Source organism: Pseudomonas wadenswilerensis, assembly GCF_900497695.1.
Classification (GTDB): Bacteria; Pseudomonadota; Gammaproteobacteria; order Pseudomonadales; family Pseudomonadaceae; genus Aquipseudomonas; species Aquipseudomonas wadenswilerensis.
This window is the reverse complement of the sequence record NZ_UIDD01000004.1, coordinates 193,806-216,231: the sequence shown is the minus strand read 5'-3', so window position 1 is coordinate 216,231 and position 22,426 is coordinate 193,806. Positions and strand designations below refer to the sequence as shown.

Annotated in this window: 19 protein-coding genes; 4 read left to right on the top strand and 15 right to left on the bottom strand. The window is 62.8% G+C overall.

Annotated elements, in window-relative coordinates; genetic code table 11:
* Positions 1 to 156 precede the first annotated feature (156 nt).
* Together CCOS864_RS05810 and CCOS864_RS05805 are read right to left on the bottom strand one after the other, a co-directional pair.
* Complete coding sequence (locus tag CCOS864_RS05810) at positions 157 to 999, bottom strand: mechanosensitive ion channel family protein (RefSeq protein ID WP_115085447.1); 843 nt, start codon at positions 997 to 999, stop codon at positions 157 to 159.
* A 116-nt stretch (positions 1,000 to 1,115) separates the two neighbouring features.
* Positions 1,116 to 1,601, bottom strand: a complete 486-nt coding sequence (locus CCOS864_RS05805) for a YajQ family cyclic di-GMP-binding protein (protein ID WP_010220808.1) — start codon at positions 1,599 to 1,601, stop codon at positions 1,116 to 1,118.
* A 113-nt stretch (positions 1,602 to 1,714) separates the two neighbouring features.
* Here CCOS864_RS05805 and CCOS864_RS05800 point away from each other — a divergent pair, with 113 nt between their 5' ends.
* From CCOS864_RS05800 to CCOS864_RS05790, 3 genes are read left to right on the top strand one after another with little or no spacing between them, the layout of a single operon-like run.
* Positions 1,715 to 2,632 carry a putative 2-dehydropantoate 2-reductase gene (locus tag CCOS864_RS05800; protein ID WP_115085446.1) on the top strand — a complete coding sequence of 306 codons (918 nt, stop codon included), beginning with the start codon at positions 1,715 to 1,717 and terminating at the stop codon, positions 2,630 to 2,632.
* Positions 2,633 to 2,683: 51 nt separating this feature from the next.
* The gene (locus CCOS864_RS05795) at positions 2,684 to 4,696 is read left to right on the top strand and encodes a sensor histidine kinase (protein ID WP_115085445.1); all 2,013 of its coding nucleotides are present in this window, start codon (positions 2,684 to 2,686) and stop codon (positions 4,694 to 4,696) included.
* A 2-nt stretch (positions 4,697 to 4,698) separates the two neighbouring features.
* Complete coding sequence (locus tag CCOS864_RS05790) at positions 4,699 to 5,259, top strand: cob(I)yrinic acid a,c-diamide adenosyltransferase (protein WP_115085444.1); 561 nt, start codon at positions 4,699 to 4,701, stop codon at positions 5,257 to 5,259.
* Between the two features lie 97 nt (positions 5,260 to 5,356).
* Here the strand turns inward: CCOS864_RS05790 and CCOS864_RS05785 are convergent, their stop codons facing one another.
* The 4 genes from CCOS864_RS05785 to secA form a co-directional block, all read right to left on the bottom strand.
* Positions 5,357 to 6,301 carry a Nudix family hydrolase gene (locus CCOS864_RS05785; RefSeq protein WP_115085443.1) on the bottom strand — a complete coding sequence of 315 codons (945 nt, stop codon included), beginning with the start codon at positions 6,299 to 6,301 and terminating at the stop codon, positions 5,357 to 5,359.
* On the bottom strand, positions 6,298 to 6,930 hold the full coding sequence (locus CCOS864_RS05780; RefSeq protein WP_115085442.1) for a glutathione S-transferase: 633 nt from the start codon (positions 6,928 to 6,930) through the stop codon (positions 6,298 to 6,300). Before CCOS864_RS05780 ends, CCOS864_RS05785 begins: the two co-directional genes overlap by 4 nt.
* 81 nt (positions 6,931 to 7,011) lie before the next feature.
* The gene (argJ, locus tag CCOS864_RS05775) at positions 7,012 to 8,229 is read right to left on the bottom strand and encodes a bifunctional glutamate N-acetyltransferase/amino-acid acetyltransferase ArgJ (protein WP_115085441.1); all 1,218 of its coding nucleotides are present in this window, start codon (positions 8,227 to 8,229) and stop codon (positions 7,012 to 7,014) included.
* A gap of 126 nt (positions 8,230 to 8,355) precedes the next feature.
* A complete protein-coding gene (gene secA, locus CCOS864_RS05770) occupies positions 8,356 to 11,088 on the bottom strand; it encodes a preprotein translocase subunit SecA (RefSeq protein ID WP_115085440.1) in 2,733 nt (910 codons plus the stop codon).
* Between the two features lie 283 nt (positions 11,089 to 11,371).
* Here secA and CCOS864_RS05765 point away from each other — a divergent pair, with 283 nt between their 5' ends.
* On the top strand, positions 11,372 to 11,839 hold the full coding sequence (locus CCOS864_RS05765) for a DUF721 domain-containing protein (protein ID WP_115085439.1): 468 nt from the start codon (positions 11,372 to 11,374) through the stop codon (positions 11,837 to 11,839).
* Between the two features lie 137 nt (positions 11,840 to 11,976).
* Here CCOS864_RS05765 and lpxC read toward each other — a convergent pair whose 3' ends face one another.
* From lpxC to murD, 9 genes are all read right to left on the bottom strand, one after another.
* A complete protein-coding gene (gene lpxC, locus CCOS864_RS05760; RefSeq protein ID WP_115085438.1) occupies positions 11,977 to 12,888 on the bottom strand; it encodes a UDP-3-O-acyl-N-acetylglucosamine deacetylase in 912 nt (303 codons plus the stop codon).
* 112 nt (positions 12,889 to 13,000) lie between these two features.
* Positions 13,001 to 14,188: a cell division protein FtsZ gene (gene ftsZ / locus CCOS864_RS05755; RefSeq protein WP_115085437.1), complete on the bottom strand. Its 1,188-nt coding sequence runs from the start codon at positions 14,186 to 14,188 to the stop codon at positions 13,001 to 13,003.
* 56 nt (positions 14,189 to 14,244) lie between these two features.
* Complete coding sequence (gene ftsA, locus CCOS864_RS05750; protein WP_010220793.1) at positions 14,245 to 15,504, bottom strand: cell division protein FtsA; 1,260 nt, start codon at positions 15,502 to 15,504, stop codon at positions 14,245 to 14,247.
* A 15-nt stretch (positions 15,505 to 15,519) separates the two neighbouring features.
* On the bottom strand, positions 15,520 to 16,389 hold the full coding sequence (locus CCOS864_RS05745) for a cell division protein FtsQ/DivIB (protein ID WP_115085436.1): 870 nt from the start codon (positions 16,387 to 16,389) through the stop codon (positions 15,520 to 15,522).
* A 4-nt stretch (positions 16,390 to 16,393) separates the two neighbouring features.
* On the bottom strand, positions 16,394 to 17,353 hold the full coding sequence (locus tag CCOS864_RS05740) for a D-alanine--D-alanine ligase (RefSeq protein WP_115085435.1): 960 nt from the start codon (positions 17,351 to 17,353) through the stop codon (positions 16,394 to 16,396).
* A complete protein-coding gene (murC, locus tag CCOS864_RS05735; protein WP_115085434.1) occupies positions 17,350 to 18,804 on the bottom strand; it encodes a UDP-N-acetylmuramate--L-alanine ligase in 1,455 nt (484 codons plus the stop codon). The genes CCOS864_RS05740 and murC overlap by 4 nt, the downstream gene beginning before the upstream one ends.
* On the bottom strand, positions 18,797 to 19,876 hold the full coding sequence (gene murG, locus CCOS864_RS05730; protein WP_115085433.1) for an undecaprenyldiphospho-muramoylpentapeptide beta-N-acetylglucosaminyltransferase: 1,080 nt from the start codon (positions 19,874 to 19,876) through the stop codon (positions 18,797 to 18,799). The genes murC and murG overlap by 8 nt, the downstream gene beginning before the upstream one ends.
* Positions 19,866 to 21,080, bottom strand: coding sequence for a putative lipid II flippase FtsW (ftsW, locus tag CCOS864_RS05725; protein ID WP_115085432.1), 1,215 nt, complete (start codon positions 21,078 to 21,080; stop codon positions 19,866 to 19,868). The genes murG and ftsW overlap by 11 nt, the downstream gene beginning before the upstream one ends.
* On the bottom strand, positions 21,077 to 22,423 hold the full coding sequence (gene murD / locus CCOS864_RS05720; RefSeq protein WP_115085431.1) for a UDP-N-acetylmuramoyl-L-alanine--D-glutamate ligase: 1,347 nt from the start codon (positions 22,421 to 22,423) through the stop codon (positions 21,077 to 21,079). The genes ftsW and murD overlap by 4 nt, the downstream gene beginning before the upstream one ends.
* Positions 22,424 to 22,426: the final 3 nt, after the last annotated feature.

The following is a 22,426-nucleotide window of genomic DNA, read 5'->3' as shown; positions in this document are numbered from 1 at the left end:
GGCAAACAGAAGTAAGCGAGCCTATATGCCAGAAAGCACTGGGCGCAGATAGCGCGAAGACGTGAACAAGTGTAATGGCTGCTGAAAGCATCGCGGGGCAAGCCCGCTCCTACAGGATTGTGTAGGAGCGGGCTTGCCCCGCGATTGCGTCGGTCGTTACTGCACCGCCGCTTCCTGCACCACGCGGATCACCCGCTGTGGAAAGGGAATGTCGATGCCCTCGGCCTTCAGGCGGTCACGGGCATGCTCGTTGAGCATGAACAGCACGTCCCAGTAATCGGCGGTGTTGACCCAGATGCGCAGCGATACGGTGATCGAGCTGTCGCCCAAGGTCGAAATCACTGCCTGTGGCGCCGGATCCTGGTGCACCCGCGGGTCCTGGGCCAGTTCCAGCAGCACGTTGCGGGCCTTTTGCAGGTCGGCGTCGTAGTCAACGCCAACATCGAACACCACCTTGCGCGTCGGCTGGCGGTTGGTGTTGGTGATGATGCCGTTGGACAGGCTGCCGTTGGGCAGGATCACGGTCTTGTTGTCGCCGGTACGCAGCACGGTATGGAAGATCTGGATGCTGTCGACGGTACCCGCCACACCCTGGGCTTCGATCCAGTCGCCGATACGGAACGGACGGAACAGCAGGATCAGCACGCCGCCCGCGAAGTTGGCCAGGCTACCTTGCAGGGCCAGACCGATGGCCAGGCCCGCAGCACCGATGGCAGCGACGAACGAGGTGGTCTCGATGCCGATCATCGAGGCCACGCTGACAATCAGCAGGATCTTCAGAATGATGTTGGCCAGGCTGCTGATGAAACCTTGCAGGGCCAGGTCGGCGTTACGCAGGGCAAGCAGTTTGCCCAGGCGATAGGTGACCTTGTTGATTACCCACCAGCCGATGGCCAGGGTCAACAACGCCAGCAACAGACGGCTACCGTATTCCATGATCATCGGAAGCCAGGTTTGCGAAGCCTTGACCAGCTGGTCGACCTCAGCGTTCAAATCCATAGTGTGTTCTCCTGATGCCGGGCGGCACAAAGCTGAATAAGACCTGCCGCAAACGTTTCAGCGGCACCTCGGCCCTCGGACGCCAAAAAGGCGCCAAGGTTCCGGGCTCCGTGACTTCAGTCGCGGAAATTGTTGAACTGCAGGGGCATGCCGAACTCTTTGGCGCGCAAGGCGGCGATGGCCTCTTGCAGGTCGTCGCGCTTCTTGCCGGTGACGCGCACCTGCTCGCCCTGGATGGCGGCCTGGACCTTGAGCTTGGCGTCCTTGATATGAGCGACGATCTTCTTCGCCAGTTCTTTATCGATACCCTCTTTGAGCACCGCTTCCTGCTTCATGACCTTGCCCGAGGCGAAGGCGTCCTTCACTTCCAGGCACTGCACGTCGATCTTGCGCTTGACCAGGGCCAGCTTGAGGATGTCAATCATCGCCTCGAGCTGGAATTCGGCTTCGGCGGTCAGGTTGACGGTCAGCTCCTTTTCCTTGAACTCGAAGCTGCCCTTGCCCTTGAGGTCATAGCGGCGATCCAGCTCTTTGACCGCGTTTTCCACGGCGTTGGTGACTTCGTGCTTGTCCAGTTCCGATACCACGTCGAACGACGGCATACCTTTTCTCCAAAAAATAAAGGCACCCTCGCGGCTCTGCTGAAAGAGCGCGATGGAGCGCGCAGGGTTTGACGGTTAAAATACCGGATCATTATAACGGTTGCGAAACGCTGATGAGCAGCACCTGGCATATTCTCGGCGCCGGCAGTCTGGGCAGCCTCTGGGCCTGCCGGCTGGCCCGCGCCGGCAAACCGGTCCGGCTGGTCCTGCGCGACAAGGCGCGGTTACAGGCCTATGAAGCCGCAGGCGGCCTGACCCTGGTCGAACAGGGCAAGGCGCAACTGCAGGCGATTCCGGCGCAACTGGCCGACGACAACACGCCGATCCACCGTTTGCTGGTGGCCTGCAAGGCTTACGACGCCGAACAGGCGGTGGCGCAACTGGCGCCGCGCCTGGCCCGGGACGCCGAGCTGATCCTGCTGCAGAACGGCCTGGGCAGCCAGGAAGCAGTGGCCAATCGCGTGCCACACGCCCGCTGCGTGTTCGCCTCCAGCACCGAAGGCGCGTTCCGCGAACAGGACTGGCAGGTGAATTTCGCCGGTCACGGCTTCAACTGGCTGGGCGATCCGGCCAACCCCGGCCCTCCGGGCTGGCTCGAAGACCTGAGCGACGCCGGCATTCCCCACCAGTGGACCCCGGACATCCTCACCCGCCTGTGGCGCAAACTGGCGCTCAACTGCGCGATCAACCCGCTGACCGTGCTGCATGACTGTCGCAATGGCGGCCTGCAGGCGCATCACTGCGAAGTCGCCACCCTGTGTGCAGAACTGGCCGAGCTGCTGCAGTATTGCGGCCAGCCGGAAGCGGCCGAGGGCCTCAACGAGGAAGTCGAACGGGTGATCCATGCCACCGCGGCCAACTACTCTTCCATGTACCAGGATGTTCGCCATGGCCGGCGCACCGAAATCCACTATCTGCTCGGCCATGCCTGCCGCACCGCCAGCCGTCACGGCCGGCAGCTGCCGCACCTGGAACGGCTGTACCGGCGCCTGGTCGAACACCTGAACACGCGCGGATTGCCCAGCGACTGAGCACGGCGCTACCCTGCCCTTTCACCTACAGACCGGGATAACGCCTTTCACATGACCTTGCGCGAACGCCTGGAGAACCTGCCGGTCGGCCAGAAGTTGCTGGCCGCCCTGCTGGTGTTGTTGATCACCATCCTGCTGGTGGCCAACCTGACCTTTATCAGCGCTGCCTACTGGATCTCCCAGGAGAGCATGGCCCCGCAGGCCCTGCAGACTATCGGCCGACTGGTGTCCAATCCGCAACTGGCGCAACAGGCCAGCGATTCGCCGGAAGCCGCCAAAGCCCTGCTCAAGGAACTCGACAGCTACACCCCACTGCGCGCCGCCGCCCTGTACGGCAGCGACGGCAAGATGCTGGCGCAGTTGCAGCATGGTGAAGCCCTGCCGTTGCCCAAGCGCTACCGCAACATCGACAATTGGCGCCTGACCGAATTTCGCAGCACGCAACTGGTGAGCCTGCCCCGTGCGGGCGGCCCGCCCGGCCACCTGTTGCTGGTGGCCAGCAGCGAACTGCCGATGGCCTTCTACACCGGCACCCTGACTGCCAGCCTGGGCATCCTGGTGTTCAGTATCCTGCTGTGGATGATCATCGCCCGGCAGATCAAGCGCCTGATCACCCAGCCGATCTACCAGCTCGAAGAACTGTCGCGCCAGGTCACCCGCGAAGAGAACTACGCCCTGCGCGCCAAACGCGGCAATGACGACGAAATCGGCAGCCTGGCCGACGCCTTCAACACCATGCTTTCGCGCATCGAAGCCCGCGAGCAGCAGCTCAAGCGCACCCGCGACGAATTTCAGGACGCCTACGACCAGGCCCAGGGTCTGGCCGAAGAAACCCGTCACACCAACCGCAAACTGGAGCTGGAAGTTCAGGTACGCAGCAAGATCGAGAAAAAACTCACCGGCTTTCAGAATTATCTCAACAGCATCATCGACTCCATGCCCTCGGCGCTGATCGCCCTTGACGAACAGCTCTACGTCACTCAGTGGAACCAGGAAGCCAGCGCGCTCTCCGGCACACCGCTTGACGAAGCGTTGAACCAGCCGATCTTCCTCGCTTTCGAACCGCTCAAGCCGTTCCTGCCGCAGCTCAAGGAGAGCGTCGAAAAGCACCGGGTGGCGAAGATCGAGCGGGTGACCTGGACCAAGGACGACGACGCCCGCCACTATGCCCTGACCTTCTACCCGCTGATGGGCGGTGGTGGCCGCGGCGTGGTGATCCGGATCGACGACATCACCCAGCGGCTGTCGCTGGAAGAAATGATGGTTCAGTCGGAAAAGATGCTTTCAGTCGGCGGCCTGGCAGCCGGCATGGCTCACGAAATCAACAACCCCCTTGGCGCCATCCTGCACAATGTGCAGAACATTCGCCGGCGGCTGTCGCCGGACCTGGCCAAGAACCAGGAACAGGCCGATGAGATCGGCATTGATCTGCCCACCGTCAACCGCTACCTGGAAAGCCGCGAAGTACCGCAGTTGCTCGACGGCATCCAGCAGGCCGGTGCCCGTGCAGCGAAGATCGTCACCCACATGCTCAGCTTCAGCCGCCGCAGCAACCGCCAGCTGGCGCCTTGCGACCTGCCGGCGCTGATCGACCAGGCGGTGGAAATTGCCGGCAACGACTTCGACCTGACCATCGGTTTCGATTTCAAGGGCCAGGCCATCGTCCGCCAGTTCGACCCTGATCTGGGCCCGGTGCCGTGCACCGCCAACGAACTGGAACAGGTGCTGCTCAACCTGCTGAAAAACGCCGCCCAGGCCATTCACCTGCGCCAGGATGACAGCGAGCCCGGGCGTATCACCCTGCGCACCCGGCTCAATCCGCCGTGGGCGGAGATCCAGGTCGAGGACAACGGTATCGGCATGCCCGAAGCAGTGCGCAAACGTACCTTCGAGCCGTTCTTCACCACCAAGGAAATCGGCCAGGGCACGGGCTTGGGCCTGTCAGTGTCATATTTCATCATCACCAACAATCACAAGGGGCAGATGGAGGTGCAATCGGCACCTGGCCAGGGCACCTGCTTCACCTTGCGCCTGCCGCTTGCCCCCCTGAAGACGGAGTCATGAGCATGGGTTTTCGTTTGTCGAAGATCTACACCCGCACCGGCGACAAAGGTGAGACCGGCCTGGGCGATGGCCGCCGGGTACCCAAGGACCACCCGCGGATCGAAGCCATTGGCGAGGTGGACAGCCTCAACAGCCAGCTGGGTTTGTTGCTGGCCGGGTTGGCCGAGCACAGGCTGGATGAGCTCAGCGAGGTGCTGGCGCCTTGTCAGCACCGGTTGTTCGATCTGGGCGGGGAATTGGCGATGCCCGCTTACCAGGCGCTGAACAGTGCTGAAGTGGAGCGCCTGGAGGCGGCGATCGACCGCTGGAACGAAGAGCTGGGGCCGCTGGAGAACTTTATCCTGCCCAGTGGTTCGGCACTGATTGCCCAGGCCCATGTGTGCCGCAGCCTGGCGCGCAGTGCCGAGCGGCGTTGCCAGCAGTTGAACAGTGTCGAGCCTTTGGCCGGGGTGGGGCTGGCGTATATCAACCGGTTGTCGGATTTGCTGTTTGTCGCGGCGCGGTTGATTGCGCGGCGTCAGGGCGTTGCCGAGGTGTTGTGGCAGGCTGCGGCCAAGCCTTGAGGGCCTCATCGCTGGCAAGCCAGCTCCCACAAAGACTGCATACACCGAACCTTGTGGGAGCTGGCATGCCAGCGATGGGCTGCAAAGCAGCCCCCTATCAGAGCTCAGGCCAAAATGCGCGGATCCCCGCCACACCCTGAGCGCCATGCAGCCAGGCCTTGTCCAGCTCGGCAGCACCCACGCCACCGAGCAAATACACGGGCTTGCTGAAGCCTTCGATCAGTTGCTGCGCCTGCTCCCAACCCAACGGCACGGCGTGTGGATGAGTCTGGGTCGCCTGCACCGGCGACAGGGTGACGAAATCCACGCCCATCTGCTCGGCCAACGCCAATTCTTCAGCATTGTGGCAGGACGCCGCCAGCCAGCGTTCCTTGGGGAACGGCCGGCCTTTGCTGGCGTACTTGCGCAACTGCTCGGAGGTCAGGTGCCAACCGGCCGCCGGGAAGTCACCCAGCCACTCCAACGGGCCCTTGAGCATCAACTGCGCCTTGCCCGCACACAGCCCGACCGCATCCACCGCCACATCGCGGTACTTGGGGTCGTACATGTTCGGCGCACGCAGTTGCACCAGCTTGATCCCGCCGGCAATGGCCTTCTGGATGCCACGCAGCATCTGCGGAACTTCCAGGCCTTCGGGCGTGATCAGGTATTGCCCCGGCAAGCGCGCGGCAGCAACGATCGGCTGGTTGGCTTCGGGGAAGTCGTAGTGCGGCAGCTCCCGCGCGCTTACCCAGGCCAGAGGCTGGCCTTCTGCGCCGTGGGGCTCGCCGGTAAAACCGTTGACCTCCCAGACATCCAGCAGCACCTGCTTGTCCGGGTAATCGTGTTTGACCTTGATCAATGGCCGCGCCGCAGTGACGACGATGCCCAGCTCTTCATGAAGCTCCCGCGCCAGGGCCCGCTCGACCGCTTCGCCGTCTTCAACCTTGCCGCCCGGGAACTCCCACAGGCCGCCCTGATGCTGGCAGTCGGCACGGCGGGCAATCAGGATGCGCCCGTCGGTACCGCGGATGACCGCAGCGGCTACATGCACACGTTTCACCCTTCACGCTCCGCCAGGCCAGCCTTTTGCCAGGCCTGGAAGGCTGGCCACTGGTAGATGGTTTCGATATAGGCTGCCGCTTCTGCCGGCACCTCTACCCGATAGGTGCGCAGGCGCACGGCGATCGGGGCAAAGAAGGCATCGACCAGGCTGACGCGGCCGAACAGGTACGGGCCTGCTTCCTTGGCGGCCAGGCGGCATTCGGACCACAGCGCGACGATGCGGTCGATATCCACCTGCACGTCCAGCGGCACGGTTTCCAGCGCTTCATCCCGGGACAGGTCGAACGGCATGTTGCCGCGCAGGGCGAAAAAGCCGCTGTGCATCTGCGCGCAGGCCGAACGGGCCTGGGCCCGGGCGGCGATGTCGGTGGGCCAGAGGTTGGCGTGCGGGTAGCGTTCAGCCAGGTACTCGGCGATCGCCAGGGAGTCGGCGATTACCCCATGCTCGCTCTTGAGCAGCGGCACCTTGGCAGTGGGCGAATGCTCGAGCAGACGCTGGCGGGTATCGGGCTGGTTGAGTTTGATCAGGGTTTCATCATAGGAAGCACCGGCCAGCTCGAGGGCCAGGGCGGCGCGCAGCGACCAGGAGGAATACAGCTTGTCGCCGATGATCAGTTGGTAGCTCATGGTTCAGCTCCATCAGGGACTTTTCGCGGGTCAAGCCCGCTCCTACAGGTTTTGTAGGAGCGGGCTTGACCCGCGATGAGGTTAGGTACGGTATTCGGCGTTGATTTTCACGTACTCGTGGGACAGGTCAGTGGTCCAGATGGTTTCGCTGCACTGGCCACGGCCCAGCTCGATACGGATGGTGATCTCTTCCTTGGCCATTACTGCCGAGCCCTGGGCTTCGGTGTAGCTGGCGCTGCGCCCGCCCTTGCTGGCGATGCACACATCACCCAGGTAGACGTCGATCAGGCTGACGTCCAGGTCCGGCACGCCGGCACGGCCGACGGCGGCGAGGATCCGGCCCCAGTTCGGGTCAGAGGCGAACAGCGCGGTCTTGATCAGCGGCGAGTGAGCCACGGCGTAGCCGACGTCCAGGCATTCCTGGTGATTGCCGCCGCCATTGACTTCAACGGTGACGAACTTAGTCGCGCCTTCGCCGTCACGGACGATGGCCTGGGCCACTTCCATACACACTTCGAACACGGCCTTTTTCAGCGCTTCGAACAACGGGCCGCTGGCTTCGGTGACTTCGGCGACATCGGCCTTGCCGGTGGCAATCAGCATGCAGCAGTCGTTGGTCGAGGTGTCGCCGTCGATGGTGATGCGGTTGAACGACTTGTTGGCGCCGTCGAGGATCAGGTCCTTGAGCACCGCAGGCGCCACCTTGGCGTCGGTGGCGATGTAGCCGAGCATGGTCGCCATGTTCGGACGGATCATGCCCGCGCCCTTGCTGATGCCGGTGACGGTGATGGTCACGCCGTCATGCTGGAACTGTCGGCTGGCGCCTTTTGGCAGGGTATCGGTGGTCATGATGCCGGTGGCGGCAGCGGCCCAGTTGTTTTCCGACAGGTCATCCAGGGCGGCCTGCAGGGCGCCTTCGATCTTCTCGACCGGCAGCGGCTCGCCGATCACGCCGGTGGAAAACGGCAGCACGGCGCTGGCGTCGACGCCAGTCAGCCCGGCCAGCTTGGCGCAGGTGCGTTCGGCGGCGGCCAGGCCCGGCGCGCCGGTGCCGGCATTGGCGTTGCCGGTGTTGGTCAGCAGGTAGCGCACGGTGCCCTGCACGCGCTGCTTGGCAAGGATCACGGGAGCGGCGCAGAACGCGTTCAGGGTGAACACGCCGGCAACACTGGAGCCTTCGGCGCAGCGCATTACCACCACGTCCTTGCGCCCCGGGCGCTTGATGCCCGCAGAGGCGATGCCGAGTTCGAAACCTGGAACCGGGTGCAACGTTGGCAAAGGACCAAGACCAACAGCCATGAAAGCGCTCCTAGAAAAAATGCGCCGGGTCGAGATAACCGGCGCTTGAGATGGAACAACGCCGCGACGGTGAGTACCAGTCGCGGCGCGGTGTTCAGATGTCAGCGGGGTGCAACGACGGTCTGATCAGTCGATCTTGCCGTGGCACTGCTTGAACTTCTTGCCCGAACCGCACCAGCATGGCTCGTTGCGGCCCAGCTTCTGCTCGTTGCGTACGGGCGCGGTGGCCACGGCAACGTCAGCGCCCTCTTCCTGCGGCTCAGCTTCCAGGCCTGGGGCCTCGGCGTGCTGGAACTGCATGCGCGCAGCCAGTTCTTCGGCTTCGCGGCGCAGACGGGCTTCTTCCTCGACCGGATCTTCGCGGCGAACCTGAACGTGCGAGAGCACGCGGATGGTGTCGCGCTTGATCGAATCGAGCAGTTCCTGGAACAGGTTGAACGACTCGCGCTTGTACTCCTGCTTCGGGTTCTTCTGCGCATAGCCGCGCAGATGGATACCGTGACGCAGGTGGTCCATGGTCGACAGGTGGTCTTTCCACAGGTCGTCGAGGACGCGCAGCAGGATCTGCTTCTCGAAGGTGCGCAGGGCTTCGGCGCTGGCCTGCTCTTCCTTCTCGTTGTAGGCCGCCAGCAGCTCGGCCATGAGCTTCTCGCGCAGGGTTTCTTCGTACAGGTGGTCGTCTTCGTCGAGCCATTGCTGGATCGGCAGCTTGACCCCGAAATCGCTGGCCAGCGACGCTTCCAGGCCGGCAACATCCCACTGCTCGGGCAGCGACTGCGGCGGAATGTGCTGGGCGACGGTGGCGTCGAGCACTTCCTGGCGGAAGTCGGCGATGGTGTCGCCAATATTGTCAGCTGCCAGCAGGCTGTTACGCATGTGGTAGATGACTTTACGTTGCTCGTTGGCGACGTCGTCGAATTCGAGCAGCTGTTTACGAATGTCGAAGTTGCGGCCTTCGACCTTGCGCTGGGCCTTTTCGATGGCGTTGGTGACCATGCGGTGTTCGATGGCTTCACCGGACTGCATGCCCAGCGCCTTCATGAAGTTCTTCACCCGGTCGGAGGCGAAGATACGCATCAGGCTGTCTTCCAGCGACAGGTAGAAACGGCTCGAACCCGGGTCGCCCTGACGGCCGGAACGGCCACGCAGCTGGTTGTCGATACGGCGCGACTCGTGACGCTCGGAGGCGATCACGTGCAGGCCACCGGACTCGATCACCTGCTGGTGACGCTTCTGCCAGTCGGCCTTGATCTGCGCAACCTGCTCAGGCGTCGCGTTTTCCATGGCGGCGACTTCGACTTCCCAGTTACCGCCCAGGAGGATGTCGGTACCACGGCCGGCCATGTTGGTGGCGATGGTCAGCGCACCCGGGCGACCGGCCTGGGCAATGATCTCGGCTTCTTTCTCGTGGTACTTGGCGTTGAGGACCTTGTGATCGATGCCTTCCTTCTGCAGCAGGTTGGACATGTGCTCGGAGGTTTCGATGGTCGCCGTACCCACCAGGACGGGGCGGCCCTGGGTCATGCTTTCCTTGATGTCGGCGATGATCGCCTGGTACTTCTCTTCGGCAGTCAGGTACACCAGGTCGTTGAAGTCCTTACGGGCCAACGGCTTGTTCGGCGGGATCACCATCACGTTGAGTCCGTAGATCGACTGGAACTCGAACGCTTCGGTGTCGGCGGTACCGGTCATGCCGGACAGCTTGTTGTACAGGCGGAAGTAGTTCTGGAAGGTGGTCGAAGCCAGGGTCTGACTCTCGGCCTGAATGTTCAGGTTCTCTTTCGCTTCGATCGCCTGGTGCAGGCCTTCGGACAGACGACGGCCCGGCATGGTACGGCCGGTGTGTTCGTCGATCAGCAGGATCTGGCCGTCCTGGACGATGTATTCAACGTTGCGATGGAACAGCTTGTGCGCGCGCAGGCCGGCGTAGACGTGGGTCAGCAGGCCCAGGTTGTGCGCCGAGTAGAGGCTCTCGCCCTCGGCCAGCAGACCGACCTGGGTGAGCATCTCTTCGATGAACTGGTGGCCGGCTTCGTTGAGTTCAACCTGACGGCTCTTCTCGTCGATGCTGTAGTGGCCTTCCTGGGTAACCTGGCCCTCGACTTCCTCGATGTGCTGCTTGAGGCGCGGGATCAGCTTGTTGATCTCGATGTACAGCTTGGAGCTGTCTTCGGCCTGGCCGGAGATGATCAGCGGGGTACGGGCTTCGTCGATCAGGATGGAGTCGACTTCGTCGATCACGGCAAAATTCAGCTCACGCTGGAATTTCTCTTCCATGCTGAAGGCCATGTTGTCGCGCAGGTAATCGAAACCGAATTCGTTGTTGGTGCCGTAGGTGATGTCGGCGGCATAGGCGATGCGCTTCTCTTCCGGCGGCTGGAACGGCGTAACGACGCCGACGGTCAGGCCGAGGAATTCGTACAGCGGACGCATCCAGTTGGCGTCGCGGCGGGCCAGGTAGTCGTTCACCGTGACCACGTGCACGCCTTTGCCCGACAAGGCATTGAGGTACACGCCCAGGGTTGCGACCAAGGTCTTGCCTTCACCGGTACGCATTTCTGCGATCATGCCTTCGTGCAAGGTCATGCCGCCGATCAGCTGCACATCGAAGTGACGCATGCCCATGACCCGCTTGCCGGCTTCACGGGCAACCGCGAAGGCTTCAGGCAACAGCTGGTCGAGGGTCTCGCCTTTGGCCAGGCGCTCTTTGAACTCTGCGGTCTTGGCGCGCAGCTGCTCATCCGAGAGGGCCACCATCTGCTCTTCGAAGGCATTGACGATCTGTACCGTCTTGAGCATGCGTTTGACTTCACGCTCGTTCTTGCTTCCAAAAAGTTTTTTTAACAAAGGCGCAAACATATCGGCAGGATCTTCCACACGTGGGGATGGAGGGCGGCCCCGTAAGTCGCCCGTGCAGCCCTTATGGCCGCATGCGAACGAGCATTCTACCCGGAAACGATGGTGAGGAAAGTGGCGGATTTCCACGATGCTGGCACAGCGCTTTGACGGGGCATGGTTAAAATAAGGCCTTTTTCGCCAACTTCAACCCATTGCAACATGAAGTTTTACCCTGACTGCCTGGCCAAGGCTTACCACAGGCGATCTGCTAAGATGGCAGCTCTGTAACTTCAGGTGTCCCTTCATGGCTTTTCGCCCCTCGCCAGCCCGCGCCCCCGCTGTTCTTCTGCGCGAAGCCCGGCCGCTCAAAGCCCTGTTCAGCCAGGCCCAGCGCCTGGCGCAACTGCAGAAGCTGCTCGACAGCCAGTTGCAGCCGGCTGCCCGTGAGCATTGCCACATCGCCTCCTGGCGCGAAGGCACGCTGCTGCTGATCGTCACCGACGGCCACTGGGCCACCCGCCTGCGGTACCAGCAAAAACGCCTGCAACGCCAGTTGCAGACCCTGGAGGTCTTCGCCAGCCTGACCCGGATCCTGTTCAAGGTGCAGCCACCGACCACCCAGAGCCGGGCGGTCGGGCACACCGCAGACCTGTCGAGCCGCGCGGCCGAGAGCATTCAGGCGACGGCTGAGGGCATCAGCGATCCCAAGCTGCGGGCGGCGCTGGAGCGGCTGGCCAGCCATGCGCGAGACAAGGATTCGGCGGACGGCTGATATTCCGTACATGGGGCTGCTGCGCAGCCCATCGCCGGCAAGACCGGCTCCCACAGGTACTGTGTCGAGCAAAAACCAGGCATAAAAAAGGCCACCCGAAGGTGGCCCAAAAAAACTAAAGAAGAGAGTGTTCGTACTTACACTGCCGCAACCGGACGCATGTAAGAGATCGGTGCCGTGCTGGCATCTTCGAAAGTCACCACTTCCCAGGCGTCTTTTTCCTCGATCAGCTTGCGCAGCAGCTGGTTGTTCAGCGCGTGTCCGGACTTGTAGCCCTTGAACTCGCCGATCAGGCTGTTGCCCAGCAGGTAGAGGTCGCCGATGGCGTCGAGGATCTTGTGCTTGACGAATTCGTCTTCGTAGCGAAGACCGTCTTCGTTGAGCACGCCGTCCTTGTCGACCACGATGGCGTTTTCCACACTGCCACCGAGTGCGAGGTTGTTCTTGCGCAGGTACTCGATGTCACTCATGAACCCGAAGGTACGGGCGCGGCTGACTTCCTTCACGAACGAGGTGCTGGAAAAGTCCACGCTGGCACTTTGAGTCCGGTTGTGGAACACCGGGTGATCGAAATCGATCTCGAAACTCACCTTGAACCCGTCGAACGGCAGGAAAGTGGCGCGCTTGTCGCCGTCTTCCACTGTCACTTCGCGCAGGATGCGGATGAACTTCTTGGCTGCGTCCTGTTCTTCCAGGCCGGCAGATTGAATCAGGAATACAAAGGGCCCAGCGCTACCGTCCATGATCGGCACTTCGGACGCGGAGAGCTCGACGTAGGCGTTATCGATGCCCAGGCCAGCCATGGCCGAGAGCAAGTGCTCAACCGTGTCTACCTTGGTATCGCCGTTGACCAGTGTCGTCGACATGGTGGTCTCGCCGACATTCGCCGCGCGGGCAGGAATTTCCACCACGGGGTCGAGGTCGGCACGACGAAATACGATGCCGGTATCCACAGGTGCGGGTTTGAGGGTCAGGTAAACCTTTTCCCCGGAGTGCAGGCCGACACCTGTGGCACGGATGATATTTTTCAGGGTGCGTTGTTTAATCATGGCATTGGCCGCTTCAGCGCAAATTGCGAACTGGTATCAACAAAGGCTGAGGATAATACCAGACCCGGCCTTTGCTGAACACCAATCACCCTTATACCCCTGATAAATTTCATTAATCGGCCTGACGACGCAGGAATGCCGGGATGTCCAGGTAGTCCAGATCGTCTTGCGGATTAAGTTTGGCAGCCGCTGCCGCACCGGCGTGAGCCTGGTTGCGCATCACGGTTGGACGCTCCAGATCACGGTAGTTCACCGAAGATTCGTGACGAACAGGAGCCGGTGCCGGGGTCTGCGCCGCAGCAGTCTGCATGGTGTTGTCGATAACCTTGACCGGCTTCTCGATTTTCGCACCCAGACCAGTGGCAACCACGGTAACGTGCAGCTCGTCGCGCATGTCCGGATCGATAACGGTACCGACCTTGACCATGGCGTGATCGGAAGCGAAGGCTTCGATGATGCTGCCGACGTCCGAGTATTCACCCAGCGACAGGTCAGGACCCGCCGTGATGTTGACCAGGATGCCGCGAGCGCCCTGCAGGTTGACGTCTTCGAGCAGCGGGTTGCGGATGGCTGCCTCGGTCGCTTCACGTGCACGGTTAGGACCGCTGGCGCAGCCGGTACCCATCATCGCCATGCCCATCTCGCTCATCACGGTACGCACGTCGGCGAAGTCGACGTTGATCATGCCCGGACGCTTGATGATGTCGGAGATACCGCGAACGGCACCGGCCAGAACGTCGTCAGCCTTGGCGAATGCCGACAGCAGGCTGGCGTCCTTGCCGAGGATGGTCAGCAGCTTCTCGTTGGGGATGGTGATCAGCGAGTCGACGCTGTCAGCCAGTGCACGGATGCCCTCGTCGGCAATCTGCATGCGCTTGCGGCCTTCGAACGGGAACGGACGAGTGACCACGGCAACGGTGAGGATGCCCAGCTCTTTCGCCACTTCGGCGATGATTGGCGCCGCACCGGTACCGGTACCGCCACCCATGCCGGTAGTGATGAACACCATGTTGGTGCCTTGCAGCACTTCGGCGATGCGCTCACGGTCTTCCAGCGCGGCTTGGCGGCCGACTTCCGGATTGGCACCAGCACCCAGGCCCTTGGTCACGCCGGTACCCAGTTGCAGGATGGTGCGCGCGCCGATGTTTTTCAGCGCTTGAGCATCAGTGTTGGCGCAGATGAATTCGACGCCTTCGATGTTGCTCTTGACCATGTGATTGACGGCGTTGCCACCGCCGCCACCGACGCCGATCACTTTAATGACCGGACTTTGCGGGACGTTGTCTACGAGCTCGAACATTTTCCCTCTCCTTACAGTTCTCTAGTTTTTGCGCCTACTACTACTGCTTTGAAACTTTAAAAGTTGCCCTGGACCCAACGTTTGAAGCGTTCGAACGCTGGAGCCTTCGGTTCATCGCCATAGCCGTTGTTGCTGCTGCTGATACCGGTCAGGGTCAAGCCGTCGGACTGCTTCTGCAGGCCGTAGGTCAAAAGGCCCACACCGGTGGAATAGATCGGGTTGCGCACCACATCGCTAAGGCCGCGAACACTGTGCGGCACGCCCAGGCGTACCGGCATGTGGAAGATTTCCTCGGCAAGTTCTACCGCGCCTTCCATTTTCGAGGTACCGCCGGTCAGGACGATGCCCGCCGGTACCAGGTCTTCGTAGCCGCTGCGACGCAGTTCGGCCTGGATCAGGGTGAAGAGCTCGTCGTAACGCGGCTCGACCACTTCGGCCAGGGCCTGGCGCGACAGTTCGCGCGGCGGACGGTCGCCGACGCTCGGCACCTTGATGGTTTCACCGGCACCGGCCAGTTTGGCCAGGGCGCAGGCGTAACGGATCTTGATCTCTTCGGCGTACTGGGTCGGCGTGCGCAAGGCCATGGCGATGTCGTTGGTCACCTGGTCGCCGGCAATCGGGATCACCGCGGTGTGACGGATCGCGCCTTCGGTGAAGATGGCGATGTCGGTGGTGCCGCCGCCGATGTCGACCAGGCACACGCCCAGCTCTTTTTCGTCGTCGGTCAGGACCGAGTAGGCCGAGGCCAACTGCTCGAGGATGATGTCGTCGATTTCCAGGCCGCAGCGACGCACGCACTTCTCGATGTTCTGTGCGGCATTGACGGCGCAGGTGACCACGTGGACCTTGGCTTCCAGACGCACGCCGGACATACCCAGCGGCTCGCGCACGCCTTCCTGGTTGTCGATCACGTAGTCCTGCGGCAGGGTGTGCAGGACCCGCTGATCGGCCGGGATGGCAACGGCCTGGGCGGCGTCGAGCACGCGCTCCAGGTCCGCCGCGCTGACTTCGCGGTCGCGGATGGCGACGATGCCGTGGGAGTTCAGGCTGCGGATGTGATTGCCGGCAACACCGACGAACGCCGAGTGAATCCGGCAGCCCGCCATCAGCTGGGCTTCTTCGACCGCGCGCTGGATCGACTGCACGGTGGACTCGATATTGACCACCACGCCCTTCTTCAGCCCGCGCGATGGGTGGGTGCCGATACCGACGATTTCCAGGGTGCCGTCGGCGGCGACTTCGCCCACCAGTGCCACAACCTTGGAGGTGCCGATATCCAGCCCGACGATCATTTTGCCGCTATGCGCATTTGCCATGGGTCCTGCCTCTCTCTAATTCTTCGCAACGGCGGGTTGGGCCGTTGTCGGTGCATTCGGTTCCCGCCAGCCAACGGCCAGGCCATTGGCATAACGCAGATCGATGCGGGCGATGTTCGTGATCTGTTCTTTGAGTGTCTTGTCGTAAATGGCAATGAAGCGGCGCATCTTTTCCACCAGATGATCGCGTCCCAGCAGCAGTTCGATACCTGGCCCGGCGCTACCGGCACCGGTGGTCAGGAACCAGCTGCCGCGCTCGCGCAACTCCAGCCGGGCAATCGAAAAGCCCATCGGCCGCAACATCTGGCTCAGGACCTGATATTGCTGCATTACTTTTTGCTGCGCCCGCTGCGGCCCGAACAGCTGCGGCAGGTGCTCGTAGTTGGCAAGTTCGCGCGGGGTGAAGGCCTGGCCCTGGTTATTGAGCAAGGCTTCGTCACCCCAGCGCGCTACCGGCAACTGTTCTTCCAGGCGGATCACCACTTCATCCGGCCATACCCGGCGCACTTCGGCGTGGGCGATCCAGGGCATCTGCTCCAGTTCCGCACGCATGCTCGCCAGGTCGACGGTGAAGAAGCTTGCCGCCACGTACGGAGCGATCCGCTGCTGCACCGCCTGCTGGCTGATGTAGCTGAGGTCGCCCTGCACGGCGATCTTGGTGATCGGCCGGTCGGCATACGGCATCAGGCGCTGGGCACCCTCGTAGGCGCCAAACCCGGCGGCGACCAGCAACACCGGCCAGAGCAGGCGCTTGAACACGCTGAAGTTGGCCTTGGGCAGGCGCGCCGACAGTGGCTCCTTGGCCACCATCCGGCTGGCACCACGCGGCACCGGCTTGTTACGGCCGGGGGCGGGTTGCTGATGACGTAACATCGCGCCTTGCATGGGCTTAACCTCGCGCCTCGACGCTTGCCGCCAGGATCGCCAGCACCAACTGCTGGAAGTCCAGGCCGGCCGCGCGTGCCGCCATCGGGACCAGGCTGTGATCAGTCATGCCTGGTGCGGTGTTGACCTCGAGCAGCCAGAAACGCCCCTGCTCGTCCTGCATCACGTCCAGCCGGCCCCAGCCAGCGATGCCAATGGCGTCGCAGGCGCGGGCGGTCAGGTCGATGAGTTCCTGCTCTTTCTCAGGGCTCAAGCCACACGGGATCCGGTACTGGGTATCGGAGGCCAGGTACTTGGCGTCGTAGTCGTAGAACGTGTGCGGCGTGCCCAGGGCGATCGGTGGCAACACCTGGCCACGCAGGGTCGCGACGGTGAACTCCGGACCGTGAATCCATTGTTCGACCAACACTTGCGAATCGTAGGTAGCGGCGTCTTTCCAGGCGGCGATCAATTCGTCGACACCGTTCACTTTCGCCATACCGATACTGGAACCTTCATGGGCCGGTTTGACGATCAAAGGGAAGCCCAGTTCCGCACCTGCAGAAATACAGTCAACTTCGCTGCTAAGCACGGCATGACGCGGGGTCGGAATACCCAGGCTGTGCCAGACCTGTTTGGTCCGCAGCTTGTCCATGGCCAGCGCCGAAGCGAGGATGCCGCTGCCGGTGTACGGAATGCCCAGGCACTCCAGCAGGCCCTGCATGCTGCCGTCTTCACCGCCACGACCGTGGAGGATGATGAAGGCGCGATCGATCTTCTCGCTCTGCAGGCGCTGCAGCAGGTCGTCACCGACATCGATGGCGACCACGTCGACACCGGCGCTGGTCAGCGCTTCGATGACTGCGGCACCGGACTTGAGCGAAACCTCGCGCTCGGCGCTCTTGCCGCCATAAAGCACGGCTACGCGGCCGAAGGCTTTCGGCTCGATGGTCGAGTGCAAAGTGGCGTATGCGTTATCAGTCATTTCGACTTCCCCTGACTGGCAACTGCACCAGCGAACAACGGACTCTTGAGTAATTGCGGGGCCAGGCCACCGATGTCACCGGCCCCCTGGCACAGCAGGATGTCGCCGGCGCGCAGCAGCGGCTTGACCAGCGGCGCCAGCTCGATGCCGCGCTCGATGTAGATCGGGTCGAGCTGGCCGCGCTGGCGGATGCTGTGGCACAGCTGACGGCTGTCGGCGCCCGGGATCGGCTCTTCGCCGGCCGGGTAGACTTCCATCAGCAGCAGCACGTTGGCATCGGCCAGGACCTGGACGAAATCGTCGTAGAGGTCGCGGGTGCGGCTGTAACGGTGCGGCTGATACACCATCACCAGGCGCCGCTCAGGCCAGCCACCGCGCACGGCCTTGATCACCGCCGCGACTTCGGTCGGGTGGTGGCCGTAGTCGTCGACCAGCATCACGCTGCCGCCGTCCACCGGCAGTTCGCCGTAGACCTGGAAGCGCCGCCCTACCCCCTGGAACCCCGAGAGGCCCTGGACAATGGCTTCGTCGCTGATGCCTTCGTCGGTGGCAATGGCGATGGTCGCCAGGGCGTTGAGCACGTTGTGGTTGCCCGGCATGTTGACCGACACGTCCAGCGGCTCGCGATCGCGGCGCAGCACGGTGAAGTGGGTCTGCATGCCCGACTGGCGAACATTGATCGCACGCACATCGGCTTCTTCGCTGAAACCGTAGGTAACCGCCGGACGCTTGACCTGCGGCAGGATCTCGCGCACCACCGGGTCGTCCAGGCACATCACCGCCAGCCCGTAGAACGGCAGGTTGTGCAGGAACTCGACGAAGGTTTTCTTCAGCTTGTTGAAGTCGCCTTCGTAGGTCGCCATGTGGTCGGCGTCGATGTTGGTGACCACGGCCACCAGCGGCTGCAGGTGCAGGAAGCTGGCGTCGCTTTCATCGGCTTCGGCGATCAGGTAGCGGCTGGTGCCGAGCTGGGCATTGGTGCCGGCTGCATTCAGGCGGCCACCGATGACGAAGGTCGGATCCAGGCCACCGGCGGCGAATACCGAGGCCAGCAGGCTGGTGGTGGTGGTCTTGCCATGGGTACCGGCAACGGCGATGCCGTGGCGATAGCGCATCAGCTCGGCGAGCATCTCGGCCCGCGGCACCACCGGAATGCGCCGCTCAAGGGCAGTGGCGACTTCCGGGTTGGCAGTATTGATGGCACTGGACACCACCAGCACATCGGCGCTGGCGGCGTTCTCGGCACGGTGACCGATGAAGATCTGCGCACCGAAGGATTCCAGACGCTCGGTAACCGGCGAGGTCTTGAGGTCGGAACCCGACACCTGGTAACCCAGGTTCAGCAGCACTTCGGCAATACCGCACATGCCCACACCGCCGATACCGACGAAGTGGATGCGACGGATACGGCGCATTTCCGGTTGTGGCATGGCTTTTTTGTTCTCAACCATGGGCCACCTCCAGACAGATATCGACCACGGTGCGGGTGGCAGCGGGCTTGGCCAGGCGCCGGGCAGTGGCGGCCATGGTGGTGAGTTTTTCCGGTTGCATCAGCACCTCGTTCAGGCGTTCAGCGAGTTGCGCTGCGCCAGTTGTCGCTTGTGGCATCAGGAAGGCAGCGCCTTCACGGGCCAGATAATGGGCGTTGTGGGTCTGGTGGTCGTCGATGGCGTGGGGCAAGGGCACCAGCATCGAGGGCAAGCCGGCCGCGGCCAGCTCGCTGACAGTCAGCGCACCCGCGCGGCAGACCACCAGATCAGCCCAGCCATAGGCATGGGCCATGTCCTTGATGAACGGCTCTACCTGAGCCTCGACACCGGCCTCGCGATAACGCTCGGCGGTAATCTGGTCATGCTGCTTGCCAGCCTGGTGGAATACCTCGGGACGAATCTCCTGAGGCACCTGGGCCAAAGCCTGGGGCAGCAATTTGTTCAGCGGTTCGGCACCCAGGCTTCCGCCGAGCACCAGCAAACGAGGCTTGCGCGCACCCAGGGGCTCGCGCAGGGTTTCCATGAACAGTTCGCTGCGCACCGGGTTACCGGTGGTGCGCAGTTTGTCCGACGCCGCGAAGGTGTCGGGGAAAGCTTCGCAGACTCGGCCAGCCAAAGGCACCAGCAGCCGATTGGCGGTACCGGCGCGGGCGTTCTGCTCGTGAATCACCACGGGTACGCCGCACAGCCGGGCAGCGACGCCCCCCGGACCGGTCACGTAACCACCAAAGCCAACCACACACACCGGCTTGAGCTGACGAATGATCCGCCGCGCCTGCAGCACGGCCTTGACCAGGGTGAACGGCGCCTTGAGCAGCGACAGCTTGCCTTTGCCACGCAGGCCAGTGACCTGGATCAGGTGCAACTGCAGGCCGGCCTGGGGCACCAGTTCGTTTTCGATACCGCGCGGGGTGCCCAGCCAGTGCACGCTGTAACCGCGCGCCTGGAATTCACGGGCGCAGGCCAGCGCCGGGAACACGTGGCCCCCGGTGCCGCCTGCCATGATCAATACGCTCTTGCCGTTAGCGGCCATGATTCGGCTCCTCGGCAAAATCGCTTTCATTGAATTCGTGTTCTTCACTGCCCAGGTGCGTACGGCTCTCCCATTCGATGCGTAGCAGCAAGCCGACGCAGGCACAGCAGATCACCAGGGAGCTACCGCCGTAGCTGAGGAACGGCAGGGTCAGGCCCTTGGTCGGCAGCAGGCCGACGTTCACGCCGATGTTGATCAGGAACTGACCGATCCACAGGAACGCCAGGCCGAAGGCCATATAGGCGGCAAAGAATTGTTTGGCTTTTTCTGCCCACAGGCCGATGTACAGCGCGCGCACAGTGACGAACACGAACAGCGCCACGGTAACCAGCGAGCCGACCACACCCAGCTCTTCGGCCAGTACCGAGAAGACGAAGTCGGTGTGCGCTTCGGGCAGGTAGAACTGCTTCTGCACGCTGTTGCCCAGGCCAACGCCGAGCCACTCGCCGCGACCGAAGGCGATCAGTGCCTGGGTCAACTGGTAGCCGGAGCCGAACTGATCCGACCAGGGGTCGGTGAAGGTGATCAGACGCGCCATCCGGTAGGGCTGGGCCTGGACCAGAATGAACACCGCTGCAACCGCCAGCACCACCATCAGACTGAAGCGGAACAAGCCGACGCCGCCGAGGAACAGCATCGCCGCCGCCGCGCCCATCATTACCACCGTGGCGCCGAAGTCCGGCTCCATCAGCAACAGGCCGGCCATCGGCAGCAGCACGATGAACGGCTTGAAGAAACCCATCCAGCTTTCGCGCACTTCCTGCTGGCGACGCACCAGATATCCGGCCAGGTAAATGACCACGAAGACCTTGGCGATTTCCGAGGGCTGGACGTTGAAGAAACTGAAGCCGATCCAGCGCATCGAACCGTTCACTTCGCGGCCAATGCCTGGCACCAGTACCAGTACCAACAGCGCGAAGGCGCCGACCAGCATGGTGAAGCCCATCTTCTGCCAGGTGGCGATGGGCACCATCATGGTGACGATGCAGGCGAACACGCCGATTGCCACGTACACCAGGTGGCGGAACATGTGGTAAAGCGGGTTGCCCGACTGCACCGCGGCCACTTCCGAGGAAGCCGAGGTAATCATCACCAGGCCCAGGCCCAGCAGTGCCAGGCACCCGGCGAGCATGGCGAAATCGAGATCGACGCCGCGCCCGCTGATCAGCGGCGATGGATAAGGCTTGATGATGCCGAAGATCATGCCAGCCCTCCTGCGGCCTGGGCGAACAGGCGCCCACGCTCTTCAAAGTTCTTGAACATGTCCAGGCTGGCGCAAGCTGGCGACAGCAGCACGGCGTCGCCGGGCTGGGCCAGTTCGGCACATTGCTGCACCGCTTCATCGAGGGTTTTCACCCGGATCAGCGGCACGCCGTCACCCAGGGCTTCGGCCAGGCGCTCGGCATCGCGGCCCAGCAGCACGACGGCGCGGCAGTTGGCGGCAACCGGCGCAGTCAACGCGCTGAAGTCGGCGCCTTTGCCGTCGCCACCGGCGACCAGCACCAGCTTGCCGTCGATATCGGCGCCCAGGCCTTCGATAGCCGCAAGGGCGGCACCGACGTTGGTCGCTTTGGAATCGTCGTACCAGTTCACGCCATTGCGCTCACGAATCCACTGGCAACGGTGCGCCAGGCCAGCGAAGGTGCGCAGGCTGGACAGCATGGCGTCCATCGGCAGGCCAACAGCGTGGCCCAGGGCCAGGGCTGCCAGGGCGTTGGACTGATTGTGCGCGCCGCGGATTTTCAGTTCACGAACCGGCATCAGGTTCTGGAACTCGAACGCCAGGTATTTCTCGCCGTTTTCTTCACGCAGACCAAAGGCCTTGAAGTCGGGCGCGTTCAAACCGAAGGTCCATACCGGCTGGCCTTCAGCCAGCAGCGGGCGGCTCAGGGCGTCCTGACGGTTGACCACCACCTGCCGCGCACCACGGAAGATCCGGTGCTTGGCCAGGTGATAGGCCGGCAAGCCACTGTAGCGGTCCATGTGGTCTTCGCTGACGTTGAGCACGGTGGCCACTTCGGCGTTGAGCTGGTCGGTGGTTTCCAGCTGGAAGCTCGACAGTTCCATCACGTACAGCTCGACGTCGTCGCTGAGCAGATCCAGCGCCGGGGTACCGAGGTTGCCGCCGACTGCCACACGCTTGCCTGCCGCGGCGGCCATTTCGCCGACCAGGGTGGTCACGGTGCTTTTCGCGTTGGAACCGCTGATGGCAATGATCGGCGCCTTGGCGTTGCGGGCGAACAGTTCGATGTCGCCCGACAGCTTCACGCCACGGGCAGCTGCCTGCTGCAGGGCCGGGGTGGCCAGGGCCAGGCCGGGGCTGACATACAGCTCGTCGGCGCGGCAGAGGAACTCTACGTCCAGCTCGCCACAGCGCACTTCCACCTGCGGAAAATCACGGCGCAGGGTATCCAGTTCCGGCGGGTTGTCACGGGTGTCGGCAACCGCAAAGGCAACGCCCCGGTTCGCCAGGAAGCGAACCAGGGACATGCCGCTCTTGCCGAGGCCGACAACGATGCGGAAGTGGTCAGAAGCGATCAAGGACACGCG